The organism is Saccharothrix sp. ALI-22-I, from assembly GCF_001984175.1.
Classification (GTDB): Bacteria; Actinomycetota; Actinomycetes; order Mycobacteriales; family Pseudonocardiaceae; genus Actinosynnema.
This window is the reverse complement of the sequence record NZ_MTQP01000069.1, coordinates 69705-86680: the sequence shown is the minus strand read 5'-3', so window position 1 is coordinate 86680 and position 16976 is coordinate 69705. Positions and strand designations below refer to the sequence as shown.

The 16976-nt window shown below is 70.0% G+C and carries 15 protein-coding genes and 1 pseudogene; 9 read left to right on the top strand and 7 right to left on the bottom strand.

Annotated features, from left to right (window positions below; all coding sequences use genetic code 11):
* The first annotated feature begins 103 nt into the window (after positions 1–103).
* The 3 genes from ALI22I_RS42660 to ALI22I_RS42650 are packed head-to-tail and all read left to right on the top strand — an operon-like array spanning position 104 to position 4531.
* On the top strand, positions 104–1060 hold the full coding sequence (locus ALI22I_RS42660) for a carbohydrate ABC transporter permease (RefSeq protein WP_083752430.1): 957 nt from the start codon (positions 104–106) through the stop codon (positions 1058–1060).
* The gene (locus ALI22I_RS42655; RefSeq protein WP_077011310.1) at positions 1057–1884 is read left to right on the top strand and encodes a carbohydrate ABC transporter permease; all 828 of its coding nucleotides are present in this window, start codon (positions 1057–1059) and stop codon (positions 1882–1884) included. Before ALI22I_RS42660 ends, ALI22I_RS42655 begins: the two co-directional genes overlap by 4 nt.
* A gap of 49 nt (positions 1885–1933) precedes the next feature.
* Positions 1934–4531: a hypothetical protein gene (locus ALI22I_RS42650; protein ID WP_083752429.1), complete on the top strand. Its 2598-nt coding sequence runs from the start codon at positions 1934–1936 to the stop codon at positions 4529–4531.
* Positions 4532–4922: 391 nt separating this feature from the next.
* On the opposite strand, the gene ALI22I_RS42645 is transcribed toward ALI22I_RS42650, so the two are convergent.
* Positions 4923–5642: a FadR/GntR family transcriptional regulator gene (locus ALI22I_RS42645; protein WP_077011309.1), complete on the bottom strand. Its 720-nt coding sequence runs from the start codon at positions 5640–5642 to the stop codon at positions 4923–4925.
* Positions 5643–5824: 182 nt separating this feature from the next.
* Between ALI22I_RS42645 and ALI22I_RS42640 the strand changes: the two genes are divergently transcribed.
* The 4 genes and pseudogenes from ALI22I_RS42640 (at position 5825) to ALI22I_RS42625 (ending at position 10331) form a co-directional block, all read left to right on the top strand.
* A complete protein-coding gene (locus ALI22I_RS42640) occupies positions 5825–7135 on the top strand; it encodes an SLC13 family permease (RefSeq protein ID WP_077011308.1) in 1311 nt (436 codons plus the stop codon).
* A 56-nt stretch (positions 7136–7191) separates the two neighbouring features.
* The gene (locus ALI22I_RS42635; protein ID WP_077011307.1) at positions 7192–8643 is read left to right on the top strand and encodes an acyl-CoA synthetase; all 1452 of its coding nucleotides are present in this window, start codon (positions 7192–7194) and stop codon (positions 8641–8643) included.
* Positions 8644–8647: 4 nt separating this feature from the next.
* Positions 8648–9540: pseudogene (locus ALI22I_RS42630) on the top strand (carboxyl transferase domain-containing protein).
* A gap of 11 nt (positions 9541–9551) precedes the next feature.
* Positions 9552–10331 (top strand): endonuclease/exonuclease/phosphatase family protein, encoded by a 780-nt coding sequence (locus ALI22I_RS42625; RefSeq protein WP_143532729.1) that lies wholly within the window; start codon positions 9552–9554, stop codon positions 10329–10331.
* A gap of 6 nt (positions 10332–10337) precedes the next feature.
* On the opposite strand, the gene ALI22I_RS42620 is transcribed toward ALI22I_RS42625, so the two are convergent.
* The 4 genes from ALI22I_RS42620 to ALI22I_RS42605 form a co-directional block, all read right to left on the bottom strand.
* Positions 10338–10757, bottom strand: coding sequence for a nuclear transport factor 2 family protein (locus ALI22I_RS42620; RefSeq protein WP_077011305.1), 420 nt, complete (start codon positions 10755–10757; stop codon positions 10338–10340).
* Entirely contained in the window at positions 10748–11554 is an 807-nt protein-coding gene (locus ALI22I_RS42615) for an MBL fold metallo-hydrolase (protein ID WP_077011304.1), read from the bottom strand. The genes ALI22I_RS42620 and ALI22I_RS42615 overlap by 10 nt, the downstream gene beginning before the upstream one ends.
* A 38-nt stretch (positions 11555–11592) precedes the next feature.
* Entirely contained in the window at positions 11593–12207 is a 615-nt protein-coding gene (locus tag ALI22I_RS42610) for a DsbA family protein (RefSeq protein WP_077011303.1), read from the bottom strand.
* Positions 12208–12331: 124 nt separating this feature from the next.
* Positions 12332–12826 carry a MarR family winged helix-turn-helix transcriptional regulator gene (locus ALI22I_RS42605; RefSeq protein WP_077011302.1) on the bottom strand — a complete coding sequence of 165 codons (495 nt, stop codon included), beginning with the start codon at positions 12824–12826 and terminating at the stop codon, positions 12332–12334.
* Between the two features lie 283 nt (positions 12827–13109).
* On the opposite strand from ALI22I_RS42605, the gene ALI22I_RS42600 reads away from it, so the two are divergent.
* A complete protein-coding gene (locus ALI22I_RS42600) occupies positions 13110–13541 on the top strand; it encodes a DUF6292 family protein (RefSeq protein ID WP_077011301.1) in 432 nt (143 codons plus the stop codon).
* Positions 13542–13584: 43 nt separating this feature from the next.
* Here the strand turns inward: ALI22I_RS42600 and ALI22I_RS42595 are convergent, their stop codons facing one another.
* Both ALI22I_RS42595 and ALI22I_RS42590 read right to left on the bottom strand, forming a co-directional pair.
* Positions 13585–14736 carry a carboxylate-amine ligase gene (locus tag ALI22I_RS42595; protein WP_077011300.1) on the bottom strand — a complete coding sequence of 384 codons (1152 nt, stop codon included), beginning with the start codon at positions 14734–14736 and terminating at the stop codon, positions 13585–13587.
* A gap of 193 nt (positions 14737–14929) precedes the next feature.
* Entirely contained in the window at positions 14930–16120 is a 1191-nt protein-coding gene (locus ALI22I_RS42590; protein WP_077011299.1) for a hypothetical protein, read from the bottom strand.
* 176 nt (positions 16121–16296) lie between these two features.
* Between ALI22I_RS42590 and ALI22I_RS42585 the strand changes: the two genes are divergently transcribed.
* Positions 16297–16965, top strand: coding sequence for a polysaccharide deacetylase family protein (locus ALI22I_RS42585; protein ID WP_143532728.1), 669 nt, complete (start codon positions 16297–16299; stop codon positions 16963–16965).
* Positions 16966–16976: the final 11 nt, after the last annotated feature.

The following is a 16976-nucleotide window of genomic DNA, read 5'->3' as shown; positions in this document are numbered from 1 at the left end:
GTGCGCGTCGGGTGTGCCCCCCACTGAGAATGCCTCGCTGGGGGGCACCCACCCGACGCGCACCCGCACCGAAGAGCACGGCACGCCGAAGGAGCCCCACGAGATGCCCATCGCAGAACGGACGCCCGTCTTGGAGCGGACCCAACCCCGGCCGACTCCACGGGCGAGCACCAGGCGCCGCGCCGGGAGCACCATCAACCGGCGGACGCACCCGATGTGGTTCCTCGCGCCGGCATTCGCCATCCTGCTCGTCTTCTTCTTCCTCCCCACGCTGTTCAACTTCGTCTACGCGTTCACCGACTGGTCCGGGTTCAAGGCCTCGATCAACCCGACCGGGTTCGACAACTTCACCCAACTCGCCTCGGACGGCACGCTGGTCCGGGCGGTGCGGATCACCCTCGTCTACGCGGTGCTGGTCGCGGTGTTCCAGAACCTCTTCGGCTTCGCCCTGGCGGTCCTGCTCGAACGGGACAACCCGCTCAACCGCGTCGCCCGGATCTTCTTCCTGGTCCCGGTGCTGATGTCCGCGCTCGCCGTCGGCTACATCTTCCAGGCCCTGCTCAAACCCGAGGGCAGCCTCAACGGGCTGATCGGCGCCATCCTCGGCCGCACGTTCGACTACGCCTGGCTCGGTGACACGACCTGGTCGATCGTGGTCGTCGCGCTGATCCACTCGTGGAAGTGGATGGGCCTGTCCATGCTCATCTACCTGGCGGGCCTCAAGACGATCCCCGAGGACATCCTGGAAGCGTCCCGCATCGACGGCGCGTCCCGCTGGCGCACGTTCTGGGTGATCAAGTCGCCGCTGCTGGCCCCGGCGGTCACGTTCAACGTCGCCACCGCCCTGCTCGGCTCCATGAACGGGTTCGACATCGTCCAGGCCACCACGGGTGGCGGACCGGCCCGCACCACGGAGATCCTCAACATCTTCATCTACCGCACCTTCGGGCAAGGCCTGTTCGCCCAAGCCACCGCGATGAGCCTGGTGCTGTTCCTGCTCGTCGCCTTCATGGCCTTCCCCGTGATCCGCACGCTGCGCAAGCGGGAGGAGATCCTTTGAGCGACTCGCGCATCTGGACCAGGCTGCAACCCGTCCTCGCCACCCTGCTCGTCCTGGGCACCATCGGCATCCCGCTCTGGCTGGTCCTGGTGACCGCGGCCAAGTCCCAGGGCGAAGCGCTCAACCCGGACCTCTCCCTGCCCACGCGGTGGCAGCTGCTGGAGAACCTGCGCCAGGTCTGGGTCGACGGCGAGGTGCCGGCCGCGTTCTTCGGCAGCCTGCTCGTCGTCGTGCCCGCCGTCGCCGGTGTGCTCACCTTCGGGTCGATGGCGGCCTGGATTCTGGCCCGCCGCGCGACCCGGCTCAACGCCGTGCTGTACGCACTGGGCATCAGCGGCATCGTGCTGCCGCCGGCCGTGGTCACGGTGGTGCTCCTGCTGCGCCAACTCGGCCTCGCGGGCAGTGCCGTGGGCATGATCGGCGTGTACATGGGCATCTACATGTCCACGGTGATCTTCTTCGTCACCGGTTTCGTCCGGACCATCCCGACGTCGCTGGAAGAGGCCGCCCAGATCGACGGCGCCGGCCCGTTCACGGTGTTCCGGCGGGTGGTGCTGCCGATGCTGCGGCCGGTGCTCGCCACCGCCACGATCCTGATCTGCCTCTACGTGTGGAACGACGTCTTCTACGCGTTCTTCGTCATCGGCGGCCGCATCGACACCCTGCCGCTGAACCTGTTCCGCGTCGCCAGCGCCGGTCTCTACCTCAACAACTGGCACCTCATCTTCGCCTACGTGGTGCTGATGAGCCTGCCACTGGTGATCGTGCTGGCCGTCGCCCAGCGGAAGATCATCTCCGGTATCACCAGCGGCGCGGTCAAGTGAGAAGTCGACTTCCCTGTCCAAGCCAACCGCTCACCGACATGGAGCCCTGATGCGACACCGAACTCTGGCGAGCACGGCAGCAGTCCTGCTCCTGCTCACCGCCCTGTCCCCGACGGCCGTCCACGGCCAGCCCGCGGCGCCGGAAACGCTGCGCGTCGACCTGGCGTCCCCGATGGGGGCGTTCCACGGAGGTGCCACCGGCATCCTCTACGGCCTGGGTGACCCCGGCGTGCCGTCGCGCGACCTGATCGCCGGTATGCGGCCGCGCACGATCTCCCAGAAGGCTCCGGACGGTGAGCAGCACCCCAACGGCGACGCGCTGGTGGTGGCCGACGACTACTTCGACGCCGGTGGCACCGACGTCCACATCTACGCGCAGGACGTCTACAGCGCCTGGCCGTACCAGAACCTCGGGATCGACGACTACATCGCGCGGCTGCGGCCCCAGTTGGAGAAGGTGGCCCAGCGGCCGGACCGCGACCGTTTCGTGTGGACGATCTTCAACGAGCCGGACTGGATCTGGTACGGCGGTGACTGGGCGACGAAGAAGGAGAAGTTCTTCGCCGACTGGACCACGGTCTACCGGCTGGTGAAGTCCGTGCTGCCCAACGCCCGCATCACCGGGCCGGGTGAGACCCAGTACCGTGCCGACCACCTTCGTGACCTGCTCACCTACGCGAAGGCCAACGACGTGCTGCCCGACATCGTCACCTGGCACGAGTTGGGCCCGGATTCCCTGACCACCTACCGGGGCCACTACGAGGACTACCGCAACATCGAGCGGTCGCTGGGCATCACGCCGCGACCGATCAACATCAACGAGTACTCCAACCGACGCGACACCTCCGTGCCCGGCCAGATGATCCAGTGGATCACCATGCTGGAGGAGACCAAGGTCGACGGTCAGATGGCGTACTGGTCGATGGCGGGCAACCTCAGCGACCACACGTCACGCGCCGGCCGGGCCAACGGCGGCTGGTGGCTGACCAAGTGGTACGCCGACCTGTCCGGTGACACGGTCCGCGTCACCCCGCCGAAGCCGAGCACCCGCGACACGTTGCAGGGTCTGGCCGCCTTCGACCGCGACGACGCCAAGGCCACCGTCCTGCTCGGCGGCACGGAGAACGCGGTGGAGGTCGAGGTGACGGGCCTGGACCGGAAGGTGTTCGGCAACCAGGTCGACGTGCGGGTCGCCAAGACCACCTGGTCGGGCTACGAAGGCGACGCCCAGCACCCGCCGGTCGTGGCGGCGTCCCGGGTCCGCGTCGTGGACGGCAAGGCGAAGATCGCCGTGCCCGGTGGCGACCGGCTGGCCGCCTACCAGGTGATCATCACCCGCGCGGGTCTCGGCGCGCCGCCCGCCGCGAACGCGCCGTGGCAGGCGAGCTACGAGGCCGAGTCGGGCACGGTGGAGAACGCCCGCGTCGTCGTCCAGGACGACGGGTCGGGTTCGTACGACATGGCCTGGCGCTACACCACGTCGGGCCGCAAGGACATCGGGTTCATGAACAACCCCGACTCGCGCGTCACCGTCGACGTGGAGGTGCCGCGTGACGGCACGTACCGGCTCGGGGTGTTCTACGGCACCAACGCGTTCGTCGGCCAGCAGGCGCTGTACGTGGACGACGTGCACGTCGGGAACCTGACCCTCCCGGCGACCCTGAACTGGGTCTACCGGGGCAGGCACGACACGCCCATCACGCTCACCGCCGGCAAGCACCGCATCTCGATGCGCACCAGCGGCCCCGGTGGCTTCCTCGGCGGCATGTCGGACGTGACGCTGGACCGCTTCGACCTGACCGAGATCACCGGTCCGGACAAGACGGTCTACCAGCTCACCGACTCACGCCGGTCCGGTGGCACCGTCGAACGCGGCGCACGCGCGCTCCAGGTCGCCGCGCCGGGTGCGGTCGTGCTCAACCCCGGTGACGCGGTCACCACGTACGTGTCCACGACCGAGGACGGCTACCAGTCGTTGTCGACCACTTGGCTCGGTGTCGGTGCGAGCAAGCTCGGTCTCACCTTCTCCGGCCGCCGGGTCGAGGGCGGTGACCTGACCGCCGGCCGCGCCGGCGTGTGGTCGGGCAGCGTGACGGCGCACCTCAAGGCCGGTGTCACCGAGGTCGTGTTGTCCAACGAGGGCCGCACGCCGCTGGCGGTCGGCACGCTGACCGTGGTGCGGGACGCCCCGGCGGACCGGCACGCGGCCCGTGTCGAGGCCGAGGCCGGGCAGCTCGCCGGGGGAGCGGCGGCGACGTCCGGCCCGTGGGCGTCCGGTGGCTCGTACGTCGGCTGGGTGGGCAACAACGGCACGCTGACCGTTCAGCGTCCTGAGGCGGCCCGGAAGGCTGGGCAGTACAACCTCACCATCGCCTACGCCCAGGCCGAGAAGAACACCGGACACCCGTACAACACCGACACCATCACCCGGACGCTCATCGCAACGGAGGAAGGCGGCCAGGCCACGGCCGCGCCGTACCGGCACAACTACACGTGGGACGGGTTCTGGCCGGAGACGTCGCCGATCGACCTGCTCACGCCGGGCGGCGCGCTCACCTTCGGCAACGCCACCGCCTGGGGACCGAACGTGGACTGGATCCAACTCGCCCCGCTCGTCGTGGCGAACACCGTGAAGCCTCGATACTGACCGCTGACACCGAAGGCTCGGCCGGGTTTCACAATCCGGTCGGGCCTTCGTCGTATCTGTCCACAGACTTCAGTTCAGGGCGTCTGCCAACGCTTTGAGCTGGGCTTGGGCGAACGCTTGTGAGACGGCCGCTTTCGGTTGGACGATGTCGAATCCGTGGTACGCCCCCGGCGCCACGTGGAGTGTGCAGTGGACTCCGGCTTGGGTGAGGCGTTCGGCGTAGGCGATGTTGTGTGCCGAGCGTGAACGCCGGGTTGGTGTTGCCGATCCTGCCCAACCTGGCCACCACGCTGCACGTCTCCACCGCGGACGTGTCGTGGTCCTGACCGTCAACCTGCTCCTGGCCGGTTGGGGAAGCAGGAAGACCGAGCAGGCGTGATCCACGCGGCGGTCAGTCGTCGGTGATGCCGGCGTCTTCCGGGTCCCAGCTCAGCAGGCGCACCTTCGCCACCGTCTGGACGTGCTTGCGCATCGCGGCGGCGGCGGCTTTGGGGTCACCGGCGGCGATGGCGTCGAGGATTCGCTGGTGTTGGGCCAGGGAGCGGTTGGGGCGGCCGGGCTGGCGCAGTGACTCGTTGCGGCTCTCGGTGATCTGCTCGGCGATGACGTGCATGAACTCCTCCAGCAACGAACTGCGCGCCGCCGCGGTCACCGATGCGTGGAACAGGCGGTCGCCCTCCGCGCCTGGTTCGCCGGCCGCGATCTCCTCGGCCATCAGGCGCAGGGCGGCGTCCATCGCCTTGATGTCGTCCTCGCTGCGACGTTCGGCGGCCAACGCGGCCAGTCGGGTCTCCAGCGTCTCCCTGGCCTCCAGCACGTCCGGCAGGCGTCGGCGGCGTTCGACCAGTCGTCCGACGGGTTCCAGGTCCAGGCTGTCGCGCACCAGGTAGGTGCCGCCGCCGTGGCGGACCTCGACGAAACCCTGCACTTCGAGCACCACGATGGCCTGTTTCACCGACGCCCGGCTGACGCCCAGCCGCTGCGCGAGTTCACGTTCGGGCGGCAGCTTGTCCCCGGCGCGGAGCTTGCCCTCGATCACGTGGTCCCGCAGGCGCTCCAGCACCTGTTCGTAGAGGCGGGAACGGCTCATCGGCCGCAGCGCGTCGGACACCGGGGCCCCTTTCTCCGCTCGACCATCGAGCCTAGCAGCCGGACCGACCGACAGGCTGAGTGGCTGAGCCACTGCACCGCGAAGTCTTGACAGTGGCCCGCGTCACGCCGCAAAGTGGTTCAGCCACTTGACCACTCACCTAGCGCGGGGACGTGCGCGAGCGGCCCCCGACGGGAGAGCGCATGTCCGCTGAACTGATCTCGATCCTCGTCCTGGTCGTGGTGTTCGTCGTGGCCACGACCAGGTCGATCAACATGGGAGTGCTGGCGTTCGCCGCGGCGTTCGGCGTGGGCACGCTGGTCGCGGGCATGGACGCCAAGGGCATCTTCGAGGGGTTCCCCGGAGACCTGTTCGTGGTGCTGGTCGGCGTCACGTTCCTGTTCGCCATCGCCCGCGCCAACGGGACCACGGACTGGCTCGTGCACGCGGCCATCCGCGTGGTCGGCGGGCGGATCGCGCTGATCCCCTGGGTGATGTTCGTGATCACCGCGGCGCTCACCGCGATCGGGGCCGTCAGCCCGGCGGCGGTCGCCATCGTCGCGCCGATCGCGCTGGGATTCGCCGCCCAGCACGACATCAGCCCGCTGCTCATGGGCGCGATGGTGGTGCACGGGGCACAGGCGGGCGGGTTCTCCCCGATCAGCATCTACGGCTCGATCGTCAACGGCATCGTGGCGCGGGAGAACCTGGCGGGCAGCGAGGTCGTGCTGTTCCTGGCCAGTTTCCTGGTGAACCTGGTGATCGCGCTGATCGTGTTCGTGGTGTTCGGCGGCCTGAAGCTGGTCCGGACCCGGGTTCCCGCCACCCTGGCCACCACGAGCGGCGGACCGGGTGCGGCCAAGGCGCTCACCGCGGCTCAGGAAGAGGGAGCCGACGAGACCGACGAGGCGCCGCGGTTGACACCCGTGCGGCTCGCGACCCTGGTCAGCCTGGCCGCGCTGGTGGTCGGAGCGCTGGCGTTCGGCCTGGACGTCGGCTTCACCGCGATCACCCTGGCCGTGCTGCTCAGCGTGGTCTGGCCGGACACCAGCAAGAGGGCCATCAACGAGATCACGTGGCCGACCGTCCTGCTGATCTGCGGTGTGCTGACCTACGTCGGCGTGCTCCAGGAGATGGGCACCATCGACTACGCGGGCAACGCGGTCGGCAACGTCGGCATCCCGCTGATCGCGGCCCTCCTGCTCTGCTACATCGGCGCCATCGTGTCCGCGTTCGCCTCGTCGGTGGGCATCATGGGCGCGCTCATCCCGCTGGCCGTGCCGTTCCTGGCCCAGGGTTCCATCGGCCCGATCGGCATGATCGCCGCGCTCGCCGTGGCCTCTACCGTGGTGGACGTGAGCCCGTTCAGCACCAACGGCGCGCTGGTGCTGGCCAACGCACGTGACGTCGACCGCGACCGGTTCTTCCGGCAACTGCTGGTCTACGGGGGCGTGATCGTCGCGGCGGCACCGGCTGCGGTCTGGCTCCTGCTGATCGTGCCCGGGTTCGGCTGAGGCTGACGCTGAGCTGAACCCGTGGCGGACAAAGCACACCAACACGAGGAGATCGGGTGAGCGCACTCTTCCCCGCCCTGTCCAGCACACCGGCGCGGACGGCCCTGCGGTTCGGCGACCGCGCGCTGGACTACGCCGAACTGGCCGCGATCGCGGCGCCGCTGGCCCGTCGGCTGGCCGAGTCGCGGTCGTCGGGCGGCGGTCCGGTCCGGGTCGCGGTGTGGGCCACGGCGAGCATCGAGACCGGTGTCGCCGTGGTCGCCGCCCTGCTCGCCGGGGTGCCGGTCGTGCCGGTCAACCCGAAGGCGGGGGAGCGGGAGCTGGCGCACATCGTGTCGGACAGCGCCGTGTCGCTCGTGCTGTCCGAGCCGGGTATCGACCTGCCACCGCAGCTCCGGGCGTTGCCGCACGCGGAGGTCGAGCTGGCGCCCGGTGACGCCACGCTGCCGCCCGAGCCGGACGCCGAGGCGCCCGCGATCATCGTCTACACCTCGGGCACCACCGGACCGCCGAAGGGCGTGGTGCTGCCCCGTCGGGCCATCGCCCACACGTTGGACGCCCTGGAAGACGCCTGGCAGTGGACCGAGGACGACGTGCTCGTGCACGGCCTGCCGCTGTTCCACGTGCACGGCCTGATCCTCGGCGTCCTGGGACCGCTGCGGCGCGGCGGCACGGTGATCCACCTGGGCCGGTTCTCCACCGACGCCCTCGCCGACGAACTCGCGGGTACCGGCACGATGGTGTTCGGGGTGCCGACCATGTACCACCGGATCGCCGAAGAGGTGGACGGCAACCCCAAGCTGGCCAAGGCACTGTCCGGCGCACGCCTGCTCGTCTCCGGATCGGCCGCGCTGCCGGTGCGGGACCACCAGCGCATCACCGCGGCGACCGGGCGGCACGTGGTCGAGCGGTACGGGATGACCGAGACCCTGATGAACACCAGCGTGCGCTTTGACGGCGAGGCCGGGCCGGGGACGGTCGGCGTCCCGTTGCCGGGTGTGGATCTCCGCCTGGTCGACGAGGCGGGCAATCCGATCGAGGCCTGGGACGGTGTCAGCGTCGGTGAGATCCAGGTGCGCGGCCCGAACCTGTTCACCGAGTACCTCAACCGCCCGGACGCGACCGCGGCGGCGTTCGACGGCGACTGGTTCCGCACCGGTGACATGGCCACCCGGGACGCCGCCGGGTACGTCCGGATCGTCGGACGCAAGGCCACCGATCTGATCAAGAGCGGCGGGTACAAGATCGGCGCGGGCGAGATCGAGAACGCCCTGGTCGAGCACCCGGCCGTGCGCGAGGCGGCGGTGACGGGCGAACCGGATGCGGACCTCGGCGAACGGATCGTGGCCTGGATCGTGGCCGAGGGCGAACGACCCACCGAGCAGGAACTCGCCGACCACGTGGCGAAACTGCTCGCACCGCACAAGCGGCCGAGGGTGGTGCGGTTCCTCGACGCGTTGCCCCGCAACGACATGGGCAAGGTGTTGAAGCGGGCTCTCCGTGGCTGACCGGATGTCGGCCCGTGACCACCTGGACGCGGTGGCCGCCGACTTCACCGACCTGCACCTCGACCTCCCGGACAGCACCGACACCGACGGCCCGATCGGGTGGACGGGCTACGACGAGGCAAGGGCACGTGCGGCTTCGCGGACCGGCGAGCAGGAGTCGGTGGTGTGCGGCACCGGACGCGTTGGCGGGACCGAGGCGGTGCTGATCGCCTTCGAGTTCGGCTTCCTGGGCGGGTCCGTCGGCGGACGCACGGGCCTGCTGGTCGAGGCCGCGTTCCAACAGGCGGTCCTGCGACGGCTTCCGGTGGTATCGCTGATCGCGACCGGAGGCAGCCGGATGCAGGAGGGGATGCGGGCCCTCTCGCAACTCCAGCGAATGGCCAAGGCCGCCGCCGCAGCGAGGGCCGCCGGCGTCCCGCACGTGGCGGTACTGCGCGACCCGACCACCGGCGGCGGCTGGGCCACCCTCGGTGCCGGGGCGGACGTCACCTTGGCACTCGACGGCGCACAGGTCGGTTTCGCCGGCTCCCGGGTCCGCCCGGACGGCGACACCCACGCCTACTCGGCAAGGAGCCAGTTCGAGACCGGTCACGTGGACCGACGACGTTGGTGATCGGGGAAGGCGGTTCCGGGGGTGCGCCGGCGTTCGCGGCGCCCGGTCGGACGTGGGTCACTGCGGACAGCTACTTCTCGGTGACCGGGCCTGAGGCCGCCGCCGCCATCCTGAAACGCGATTGCGACGAGGTGCCCGCGATCGCGGACCAGCTCCGGCTGCGGCCTCAGGACGTGGTGGAGTCGGGTGTCGCCAACGGGGTGGTGCTGCCCCGAAGTGGTGGCCGAAGTGGTGATGTGCCGGAGGCCCGCTTGGCGGTACGGCGGGCGGCCGACCGGGTGTGAGCATGGTCGGCATGGGCCTTCTGCGCCGAATCGCCGGTCTCGTCGTGGCCGTGGTCGTGTTCTGCGGTCTGGTGGCGGTTCCGGCCGCCGCCGCGACGGCTTTCAAGGTGCTCCAGATGAACCTGTGCAACAGCGGCATCGCCGGCTGCTACCAGGACGGCCGGGCCGTCGACGAAGCCGTGACGATGATCCAGCGCCGCCTGCCGGACGTCGTCTCGGTGAACGAGGTGTGCCTGTCCGACCTGTCCCGGCTGACCGCCGCGGTGGGGGCGACCGCCGAGTACCAGTTCGCGTTCGTGCGCAACAGGTCCACGAACTCCGACTACCAGTGCACGGCCGGCCGGGGCGCCTACGGCAGCGGGATCATCGTCAAGGAAGGCATCACGACCAGCGGTCACGGCACCTACGCGGCCCAGGACGGCGGCAACGAGATCCGGGCCTGGGCCTGCGCCCTGAGCGCGGTGCGCGGTTTCACCGCCTGCACCACACACCTGAGCACGACCGGCACGACGGCGTTGGCGCAGTGCAAGGAGCTCGTGCCCACGAAGGTCCTGTCGTACGACCCCACCGCGTCCCCGACGACCAGGCACGTGGTGGTGGGCGACCTGAACCTGAAGTACAGCCCCGGTTCGACCACGAACGCCCAGAACTGCGTCCCGTCGGGCTGGTTCCGCAAGGGTGACGGCGACGTGCAGCACGTCATCGCCCGCACCCTGACGTTCGTGTCGACCGGGGAGTACGCCATGTACCGGACCGACCACCCCGCGTTCGTGGTCAACTACACCTTCTGACCCCGGTCAGGGCTGCATGGCCTCGCGCACCTTCGCGGTGTCGACGAACTGCTCGAACCGGACGATCTGCCCGCCGCGGACGGTGGAGTGGTGGGCCACCCGAACGTCGATCGGCTTGCCGGTGGCCTTGTTCGTAGCCGTGTAGCGGGCCAGGACGACGACGTTCTCGCCGTCGACGACGTAGGTGTCGTCGTGGGCGGTCCAGCCCTCCCAGTCCGCGCCCAGCTTCTCCATCACGTTCGCGGTGACGCCCTGCGGCGTGCGGTAGGTGCCCGCCAGGGGGAAGCCCGCCATCTCGGTCCACTCCACGTCGGGGGCGAGGGTGGCGCGCAGGGCTTCCAGGTCGCCGGCGGCGGAGGCGAGGTACTGGCGGCGCACCACGTCGGCCGGGGCGTTGGACGTGGCGAAGTCCGTGCTCAGCCCCACGACATCTCCCCCTTGGCGACCTTGGCGCCGATCTGGGCGGCGATGACCATGCCGTGGTCGGGGAAGGCGGCCACGAGGGCTTCGGTCAGGCCGGCGCCGTCCGCCGCCTTCGCCAGCTCCTCTTCGAAGCGGACCAGGTAGGCGCGGGTGTTGGTGATCGCGCTGACGTCGGTGGCGGTGTCCGGCAGGCGGTGACCGGGCACGACCAGCTGCGGGTCCAGGTCGGCCATCTCGTCCAGCAGGGCGATCCAGGCCTCGCGCTGTTCGACACCGGCGGTGTCGGCGACCCAGACGTGCTCCTGCTGGAACAGCAGCACGCCACCGAGGATGGCGCGGTGCTCGGCCTGCCACAGGTAGTGGCGGTCGGGCAGGGTGGCGTGCCCGCCCTTGAGTTCGAGGCGGTGGCCTTCGAGGACGAGGTCGTCGGTGAGCGGGGCGAGGCCGACCAGACGGGTCGGCAGGTTCACGCCGAGCGCGGCCCACGCCTTGAGCTTGCCCTCGTAGGAGTGCTCGATGTGCTTGATGACGTGCGGGGTGGCGACGAACACCGCGTCGGGGAACGCGTCGGCGACGACCTCCGCGCCGAAGTAGAAGTCCGGGTCGCCGTGACTGATGAACACGGTCGTCAGCCGCTTGCCGGAGTCCAGGATGCCGGCGACGAGGCGGTGTCCGTCGGCGCGGGTGAACCCGGCGTCGACCAGCAGGGTCTCGCTCTCGCCGGTGACCAGGGTGGCGGTCTTGTTCTTGCTGCCGACCGGGAAGTCCAGGTCGAAGACCTGGAACGCGAGCGTGCTCATGAGCGGGGGTCTCCTTGGGGATCAGAGTTCGTGCAGGATCAGGCGCTGAGGGCGGCCAGGTGCTGTTCGACCTCGTCGGTGCTGGAGTGCCCACGGGCGAGGGGGACGACGCGGTCGCCGATGACGGCCAGCAGCGTGGGGTAGGCGTTCACGCCCAGCCGGGCCGCGCGGTCGAAGTCGTCCGCGGCGGCGTCCCGCGCCTGGGGTGCGGTGAAGGCGGCGGCGACGCGGTTGCCGTCCAGCCCGTGGTCCCGGGCGATCTTCCGGTAGGTGTCCGGGTCGGACAGGCTCAGACCGTCCCGGTAGAACGAGTCCTGGAGGGCCGCGGCCAGGTCGACGGACCGTTCGGGTGCGGCTTGGCGCAGTGCGGCCATGCCGCGGGCGGCGGTTTCGGAGTCCATCACGAACGCGCCGTCGGCGATCAGCTTCTCGTAACCGTCACCGAAGACGGCGCCGGTCAGTTCGCTGATCTTGGCGTTCGCGCCCTGGACGTAGCCGAAGGCGCTGATCGGCTTGCGCCGGGCGCCGGTGAACAGGCCGCCGGAGACGACCTCCACGGGCAGGTCCGGATGGCGGGCGGCGATCTGGCGCATGGTCGGGGTGAACCCGTACGACCAGCCGCAATAGGCGTCGAAGACGTACACGAGCTTCATGTGTGACCCTCGGATCGGCGCGCCCGTCCGTCGCGGGCGTCTCTCACCTGACGCAACAGTAACTGACTGATCAGGTATTCCGATACGGGTGTGTCACCGGTCACCGCTCATGTGCGCTGTGGCGTCAGCGCAAGCGGGGGAGCGCGTCGCGGGCCGTGTGGGAGAGGATGCGCAGGTCCTCCATGAACTGCTGCCGGTGGGACTCGGGCAGTGGTTCGAGGAAGTGGCGGCGGATGTTCTCCAGGTGGACCCGTGCGGCCTGCACGGCCTTCCGCTCGCCGAGCGGTGTCAACCGCACCAGTCGTCCGCGCCGGTCGGCGGGGTCGTCGGTGCGCTCCACCAGGCCGGCCTCTTCCATCCGGTCGACCAGGCGGGTCACCCCGCCCGTGGTGAGCACCTGCTCCTGGCCGATCGCCTTCATCGACACCCCGTCGTTCGCGGCCCGGCCGAGGATGAGCAGCACCTCGAACATCAGGTGGCTGATACCGCACTCCACCTCGATCGCGCGGCCCAGGATGTACTCCAGCCGACCCGCCGCGCCCAGCAACCGGCCGAACCCGAGCACCAGTTCGTGGTCCGCGGCCTGTTTCGCCGTCGAGATCAGCCCGTCCTCGTCCACCGACCGCCGCCCTCTTCCGTGCGCATTCGGACTACCCGGCACGACCCCTGCGGCGACTCTCGCGCCGTCCCGCCATCATGACCGGTGGCGTCACCCGTCCGCCAACTGCCCAGGCCGCACTGGATCAGAAACAGCACTGGATCGGAACGGCACTGGATCGGAACAGTGCCGCGTGTGGTCGGCGCAACAGTTTTCGGCTCTCCGTCCGGGGTATTTGACCGGGGCGTCAAAAAGTCGGCGCATCGGCAGCCCGGGGAGGGTGGGTGGAAGGCGGCGATGCGCGATGGAACTGGAATTCGACGATGCCATGACGTGGGGCCTGCGCGGCTACGTCCGGCTGGTCGCCGAGGCACTGGATCTCACCGGTGACTGTTGGTATGTGAGCAGTGAACGGCCGGCTACCACGTACCTGGCGGTGGAGGGGGCGTTGCCCGGCTTCCCGGACCGTGACGTGGCGCTGCTGTGGGACGAGGAGTCCGGGTGGTCGGCGGCGGTGGAGACGCACAGCGGCGAGGACCTGATCGTCCAAGCGCGGTTCGGTGCGCAGATCCTGCCCTCGCCGCGGGCCGTCGCCCGGTGGGTGCGCGGGCTGTACCGGGGCGAACGGCGTGCCAAGTCCAGGTACGGAGTGCCGGAGCGGCAGGGCAAGGACCTCGACCGCCGGCTGGAGTCCTACGCCGCCGCGGCGCTCGTGTCGACACAGCCGAGTCGTTGAGAGAGTCGAGCCGGTAGGAGTCGAACCGGCCGTTGCCGGGCGGTCACGCGGTGTGCCGGAACGGTCCACCGGTCCACGTCTCCGAGCCGGACATGGTGTCGCTCGCCAGTTGGTCGAGCACGTCGGAGATCCTGCCCGCGCGGGCGAACGCGCGTCGTTGCCTGGCCGCCCCGCCGCCGTTGAGGTCCATAGTGGACAGGACCTGGCGCACGACGGCGAGGTCCGCGCCGTCCATGTGGTCGCGGACGCGGTGCAGGAGCCGGTCGAGCAGCAGGCGTGCGGGCACGAGGTTTCCGGACAGCACGTCCAGTGACAGGCCCTCCACGCCGTCCCGCGCCGCACGCCAGGTGGCGGCACGCAGCACCTCGGTGGGCACGCGCGGTGCGGGCAGGCCGCGCCCGAGGTCGGCCAGCGCCGTGGCGACGAGCGCGCGCACCAGGGCCGCCAACAGCACCGCCTCGTCCACAGTGGACGCGACGTCGGCGATCCGGACCTCCACCGTCGGCAGGTGCGCCGAGGGTCGGACGTCCCAGTAGATCATCTGCCGGTCCCGGGCGGCGCCGGAGGTGAGCAGCATGTCGCAAGTGGACTCGTAGTGCGCCGCGGACTCGAAGTAGGGCGGCGGGCCGGCGCCTGGCCAACGGGACCAGACGACCGTGCGCCAACTCGCGTAGCCGCTGTCGCGGCCGCGGGTGAACGGCGAGTTGGCGGTGAGCGTCCCCAACACCGGCAGCCACGGCCGCACGTGGTTGCACACCTGCACCGCCGTCTCCAGGTCCGGGACGGCGACGTGCACGTGGCAGCCGCAGATGGACTGCTCGGTGGCCAGCAGTCGGTAGTCGTCGGTGAGCCGGTGGTAGCGCTTCCCGTTGCTGGTCTGCGTGTCCGGTCCGCCGACCGGTGGCGTGCCGACGGCGAGCAGTCGGTACCCGAGGCTGTGGGCGGTTTCGGCGGTCACCTGGCGCAGTCCGTGCAGCTGCCTGCGCACGTCGTCGAGGTTGTGGCACACGGGGGTCTTGGCCTCCACCTGCTCGGTGGCCAATTCCAGGTCGAGTTCCACCCCGAACCGCCGCCTGGCCGCCTCGACGACCTCTGGCCCGTGTGGCGCCGGTTCTCCGGTGTAGCCGTCCACCAGCAGGAACTCTTCCTCGACACCCAGCGTCGGTCCTGGCGGAGTCGACAGACTCTCCTCCATCGCGCCTCCGATGGCTGTTCGGCCATGGGGCTGTGAGGTACCCGCCAACGCCCCCAGCTCAAACTGTGTCCGGAGTGGACGTGTGCGCTGCCGGGTCGGTAAACCACCCGCCTGGGTCGGACACGCCTTGCGCACGGCCGGTCACGCGATCCGGCGCTGCCGGGACAGCAGGACTGTCCGTCACCACACGTTGTCAGCCCGTCTTCACGGCCGTCGTGGTCTGGCTACGTACGGTCAGGTAGACGGTGCGCACGGCGAGCGTGCGTTCGATCTCGTCGATGATGGGCGCGAAGAACTGCCTCCGGTGGTCGGCGTCGCTCATCGAGGTGATCGCGAAGTACATCGAGCCGAACGCGGCGAAGAGGGTGGCGTTGCGCAGCAGCGCGACGGGGACGTCGAACAGCTTCGAGGGCACGGGTGGGGCGCCGATCCACTGTTCCGCCGTCTCGGGCGTGACCACGAGCAGGCCCAGGATGATGAAGAACGCGAACAGCGCGAGGCCGACCACCACCGCCTGCATGAGCTGGCGGGTGGCGAGCACCAGCAGCAGGTTGCCGGTCTGACGCCCGTTCAGCGGTATCGCGCGGAGGGGGCCGGCGGCCGTCAGCTCGTCGATCGGCGCTTTGGCCAGGGGCGTGCGCTTGCACGCGGCCAACAGCAGCGGCGGGCTGAGTTCCTGCTCGACCCGGCCGATCTCGTCGCGCAGCCGGGCGGCCGCGGCCAGCACGGTGATCGCGGCGAACAGCGCGACGACCAGCGAGAGCCGCCACCACGTCAGCCTGTTCATGGCCTGCCACAGCTCACCGGTGAAGAACAGGAAGAGCGTGACGAACAGCATCGTCGGCAGCGCCCGGCCCATCAGGTGCACGCTGTTGCGCAGGTCGTAGACGGCGTGCTTGATCGCCCGGTGAAGCAGTGTGCCGAGGCCGTACGTGGTGCCCAGGAGCGTGCTGACGAACACGGCGGCGAAGAAGATGACGAACCCCAGGACCCCGACCGCGGGGCCTCCGGGGGACGTGACGTCTCCGTCCAGCGCGAGCTGCATCAGCGGCACGGCGACCGGCATCGCGGCGTACGCGGCGAGGATCGAGATGATGGCGGTGGGGGAGAAGCGGGGCAACCGGCGGACGAACAGCGAGACCGTCACCCACGCGGCCAGCGTCACCGCGGCCACCACCGCGAGCAGGGCCCAACGCGCCGCACCCGCGGTTTTGAGCTGCACCAGCCAGACCAGGCTGGCGAGCGTCACGAACGCCAGCGCGGGCAGCATCCGGGGCAGGACGTGCTTGACGAAGCCGTACCCCTCGATCATCGTCGGCGTGCCGTTGCGCACGAACCAACGTTCGGTCTGGCGCACCATGGCGGGCGACGCGGTGAACGGCATGGCGGGAATCATCCCCCAGCGGTCCCGGTCGTAGCGCGAGCAGGTCTCCCGACCGGCCTGGACCGCAGGGCTCGGCACCGGCCAGTTGAGATTCGAAACATCCTCGAAACGTCTGGTAGGCGTGTCGATCCCGACCCGATAGTGGTCAGCGCTCGTCCGACGGAGGGGGTTTCACGATGAGGTGGAGAACGGTGCTCATGACCACCGGTCTGGTGCTCGGCCTGGCCGCCGCGCCGGCCGGTGCGACCGAGCCGACGATCATCGACTCCACCAGGCACGGCGGGCGCACCGTCGCGTTCACCTTCGACGACGGCCCGAACCCGGCCGACACGCCCCGCCTGCTCGAAGTGCTGCGCAGGCACCACGTCAAGGCGGTGTTCTGCCTGTGGGGCGACTACGTCGAGGCCAACCCGCAGCTGGTCCGCAAGATCGTGGCCGGTGGGCACCTGCTGTGCAACCACAGCATGCACCACGACGACATGGGCGCCTGGACGCCCGAGCAGATCGAGGCCGACCTGAGGCAGACCAGCGCCGCCATCCGCCGCGCCGCGCCGGGCGCGCCGATCCGCTACTTCCGCGCGCCCTACGGCAGTTGGGGGCAGACCCCGCAGGTCGCCGCCGAGCTGGGGATGAAGTCGCTCGGCTGGAAGCTGGTGATCGGCGACTGGGACCCGCCGGGCGTCGACGAGCTCGTGCGGCGGGTCAAGGACGGGCTCACCGACGGCGCCGTGGTCCTGATGCACGACGGCCCGGCCGATCGCGGTCAGACCGTGGACGCGGTGGCCCGGCTGATCCCCGAACTGCGCGCCGAGGGCTGGCGCTTCGACGTTCCCGCACGCGGCTGAGGAGTTATTCG

Coding starts and splice junctions, on each gene's coding strand:
- ALI22I_RS42660 (WP_083752430.1), top strand. CDS start 104: ATGCCCATCGCAGAACGGACGCCCGTCTTGGAGCGGACCCAACCCCGG.
- ALI22I_RS42650 (WP_083752429.1), top strand. CDS start 1,934: ATGCGACACCGAACTCTGGCGAGCACGGCAGCAGTCCTGCTCCTGCTC.
- ALI22I_RS42640 (WP_077011308.1), top strand. CDS start 5,825: ATGTCCGCTGAACTGATCTCGATCCTCGTCCTGGTCGTGGTGTTCGTC.
- ALI22I_RS42625 (WP_143532729.1), top strand. CDS start 9,552: ATGGGCCTTCTGCGCCGAATCGCCGGTCTCGTCGTGGCCGTGGTCGTG.
- ALI22I_RS42615 (WP_077011304.1), bottom strand. CDS start 11,554: ATGAGCACGCTCGCGTTCCAGGTCTTCGACCTGGACTTCCCGGTCGGC.
- ALI22I_RS42610 (WP_077011303.1), bottom strand. CDS start 12,207: ATGAAGCTCGTGTACGTCTTCGACGCCTATTGCGGCTGGTCGTACGGG.
- ALI22I_RS42600 (WP_077011301.1), top strand. CDS start 13,110: ATGGAACTGGAATTCGACGATGCCATGACGTGGGGCCTGCGCGGCTAC.
- ALI22I_RS42595 (WP_077011300.1), bottom strand. CDS start 14,736: ATGGAGGAGAGTCTGTCGACTCCGCCAGGACCGACGCTGGGTGTCGAG.
- ALI22I_RS42590 (WP_077011299.1), bottom strand. CDS start 16,120: ATGCCGTTCACCGCGTCGCCCGCCATGGTGCGCCAGACCGAACGTTGG.
- ALI22I_RS42585 (WP_143532728.1), top strand. CDS start 16,297: ATGAGGTGGAGAACGGTGCTCATGACCACCGGTCTGGTGCTCGGCCTG.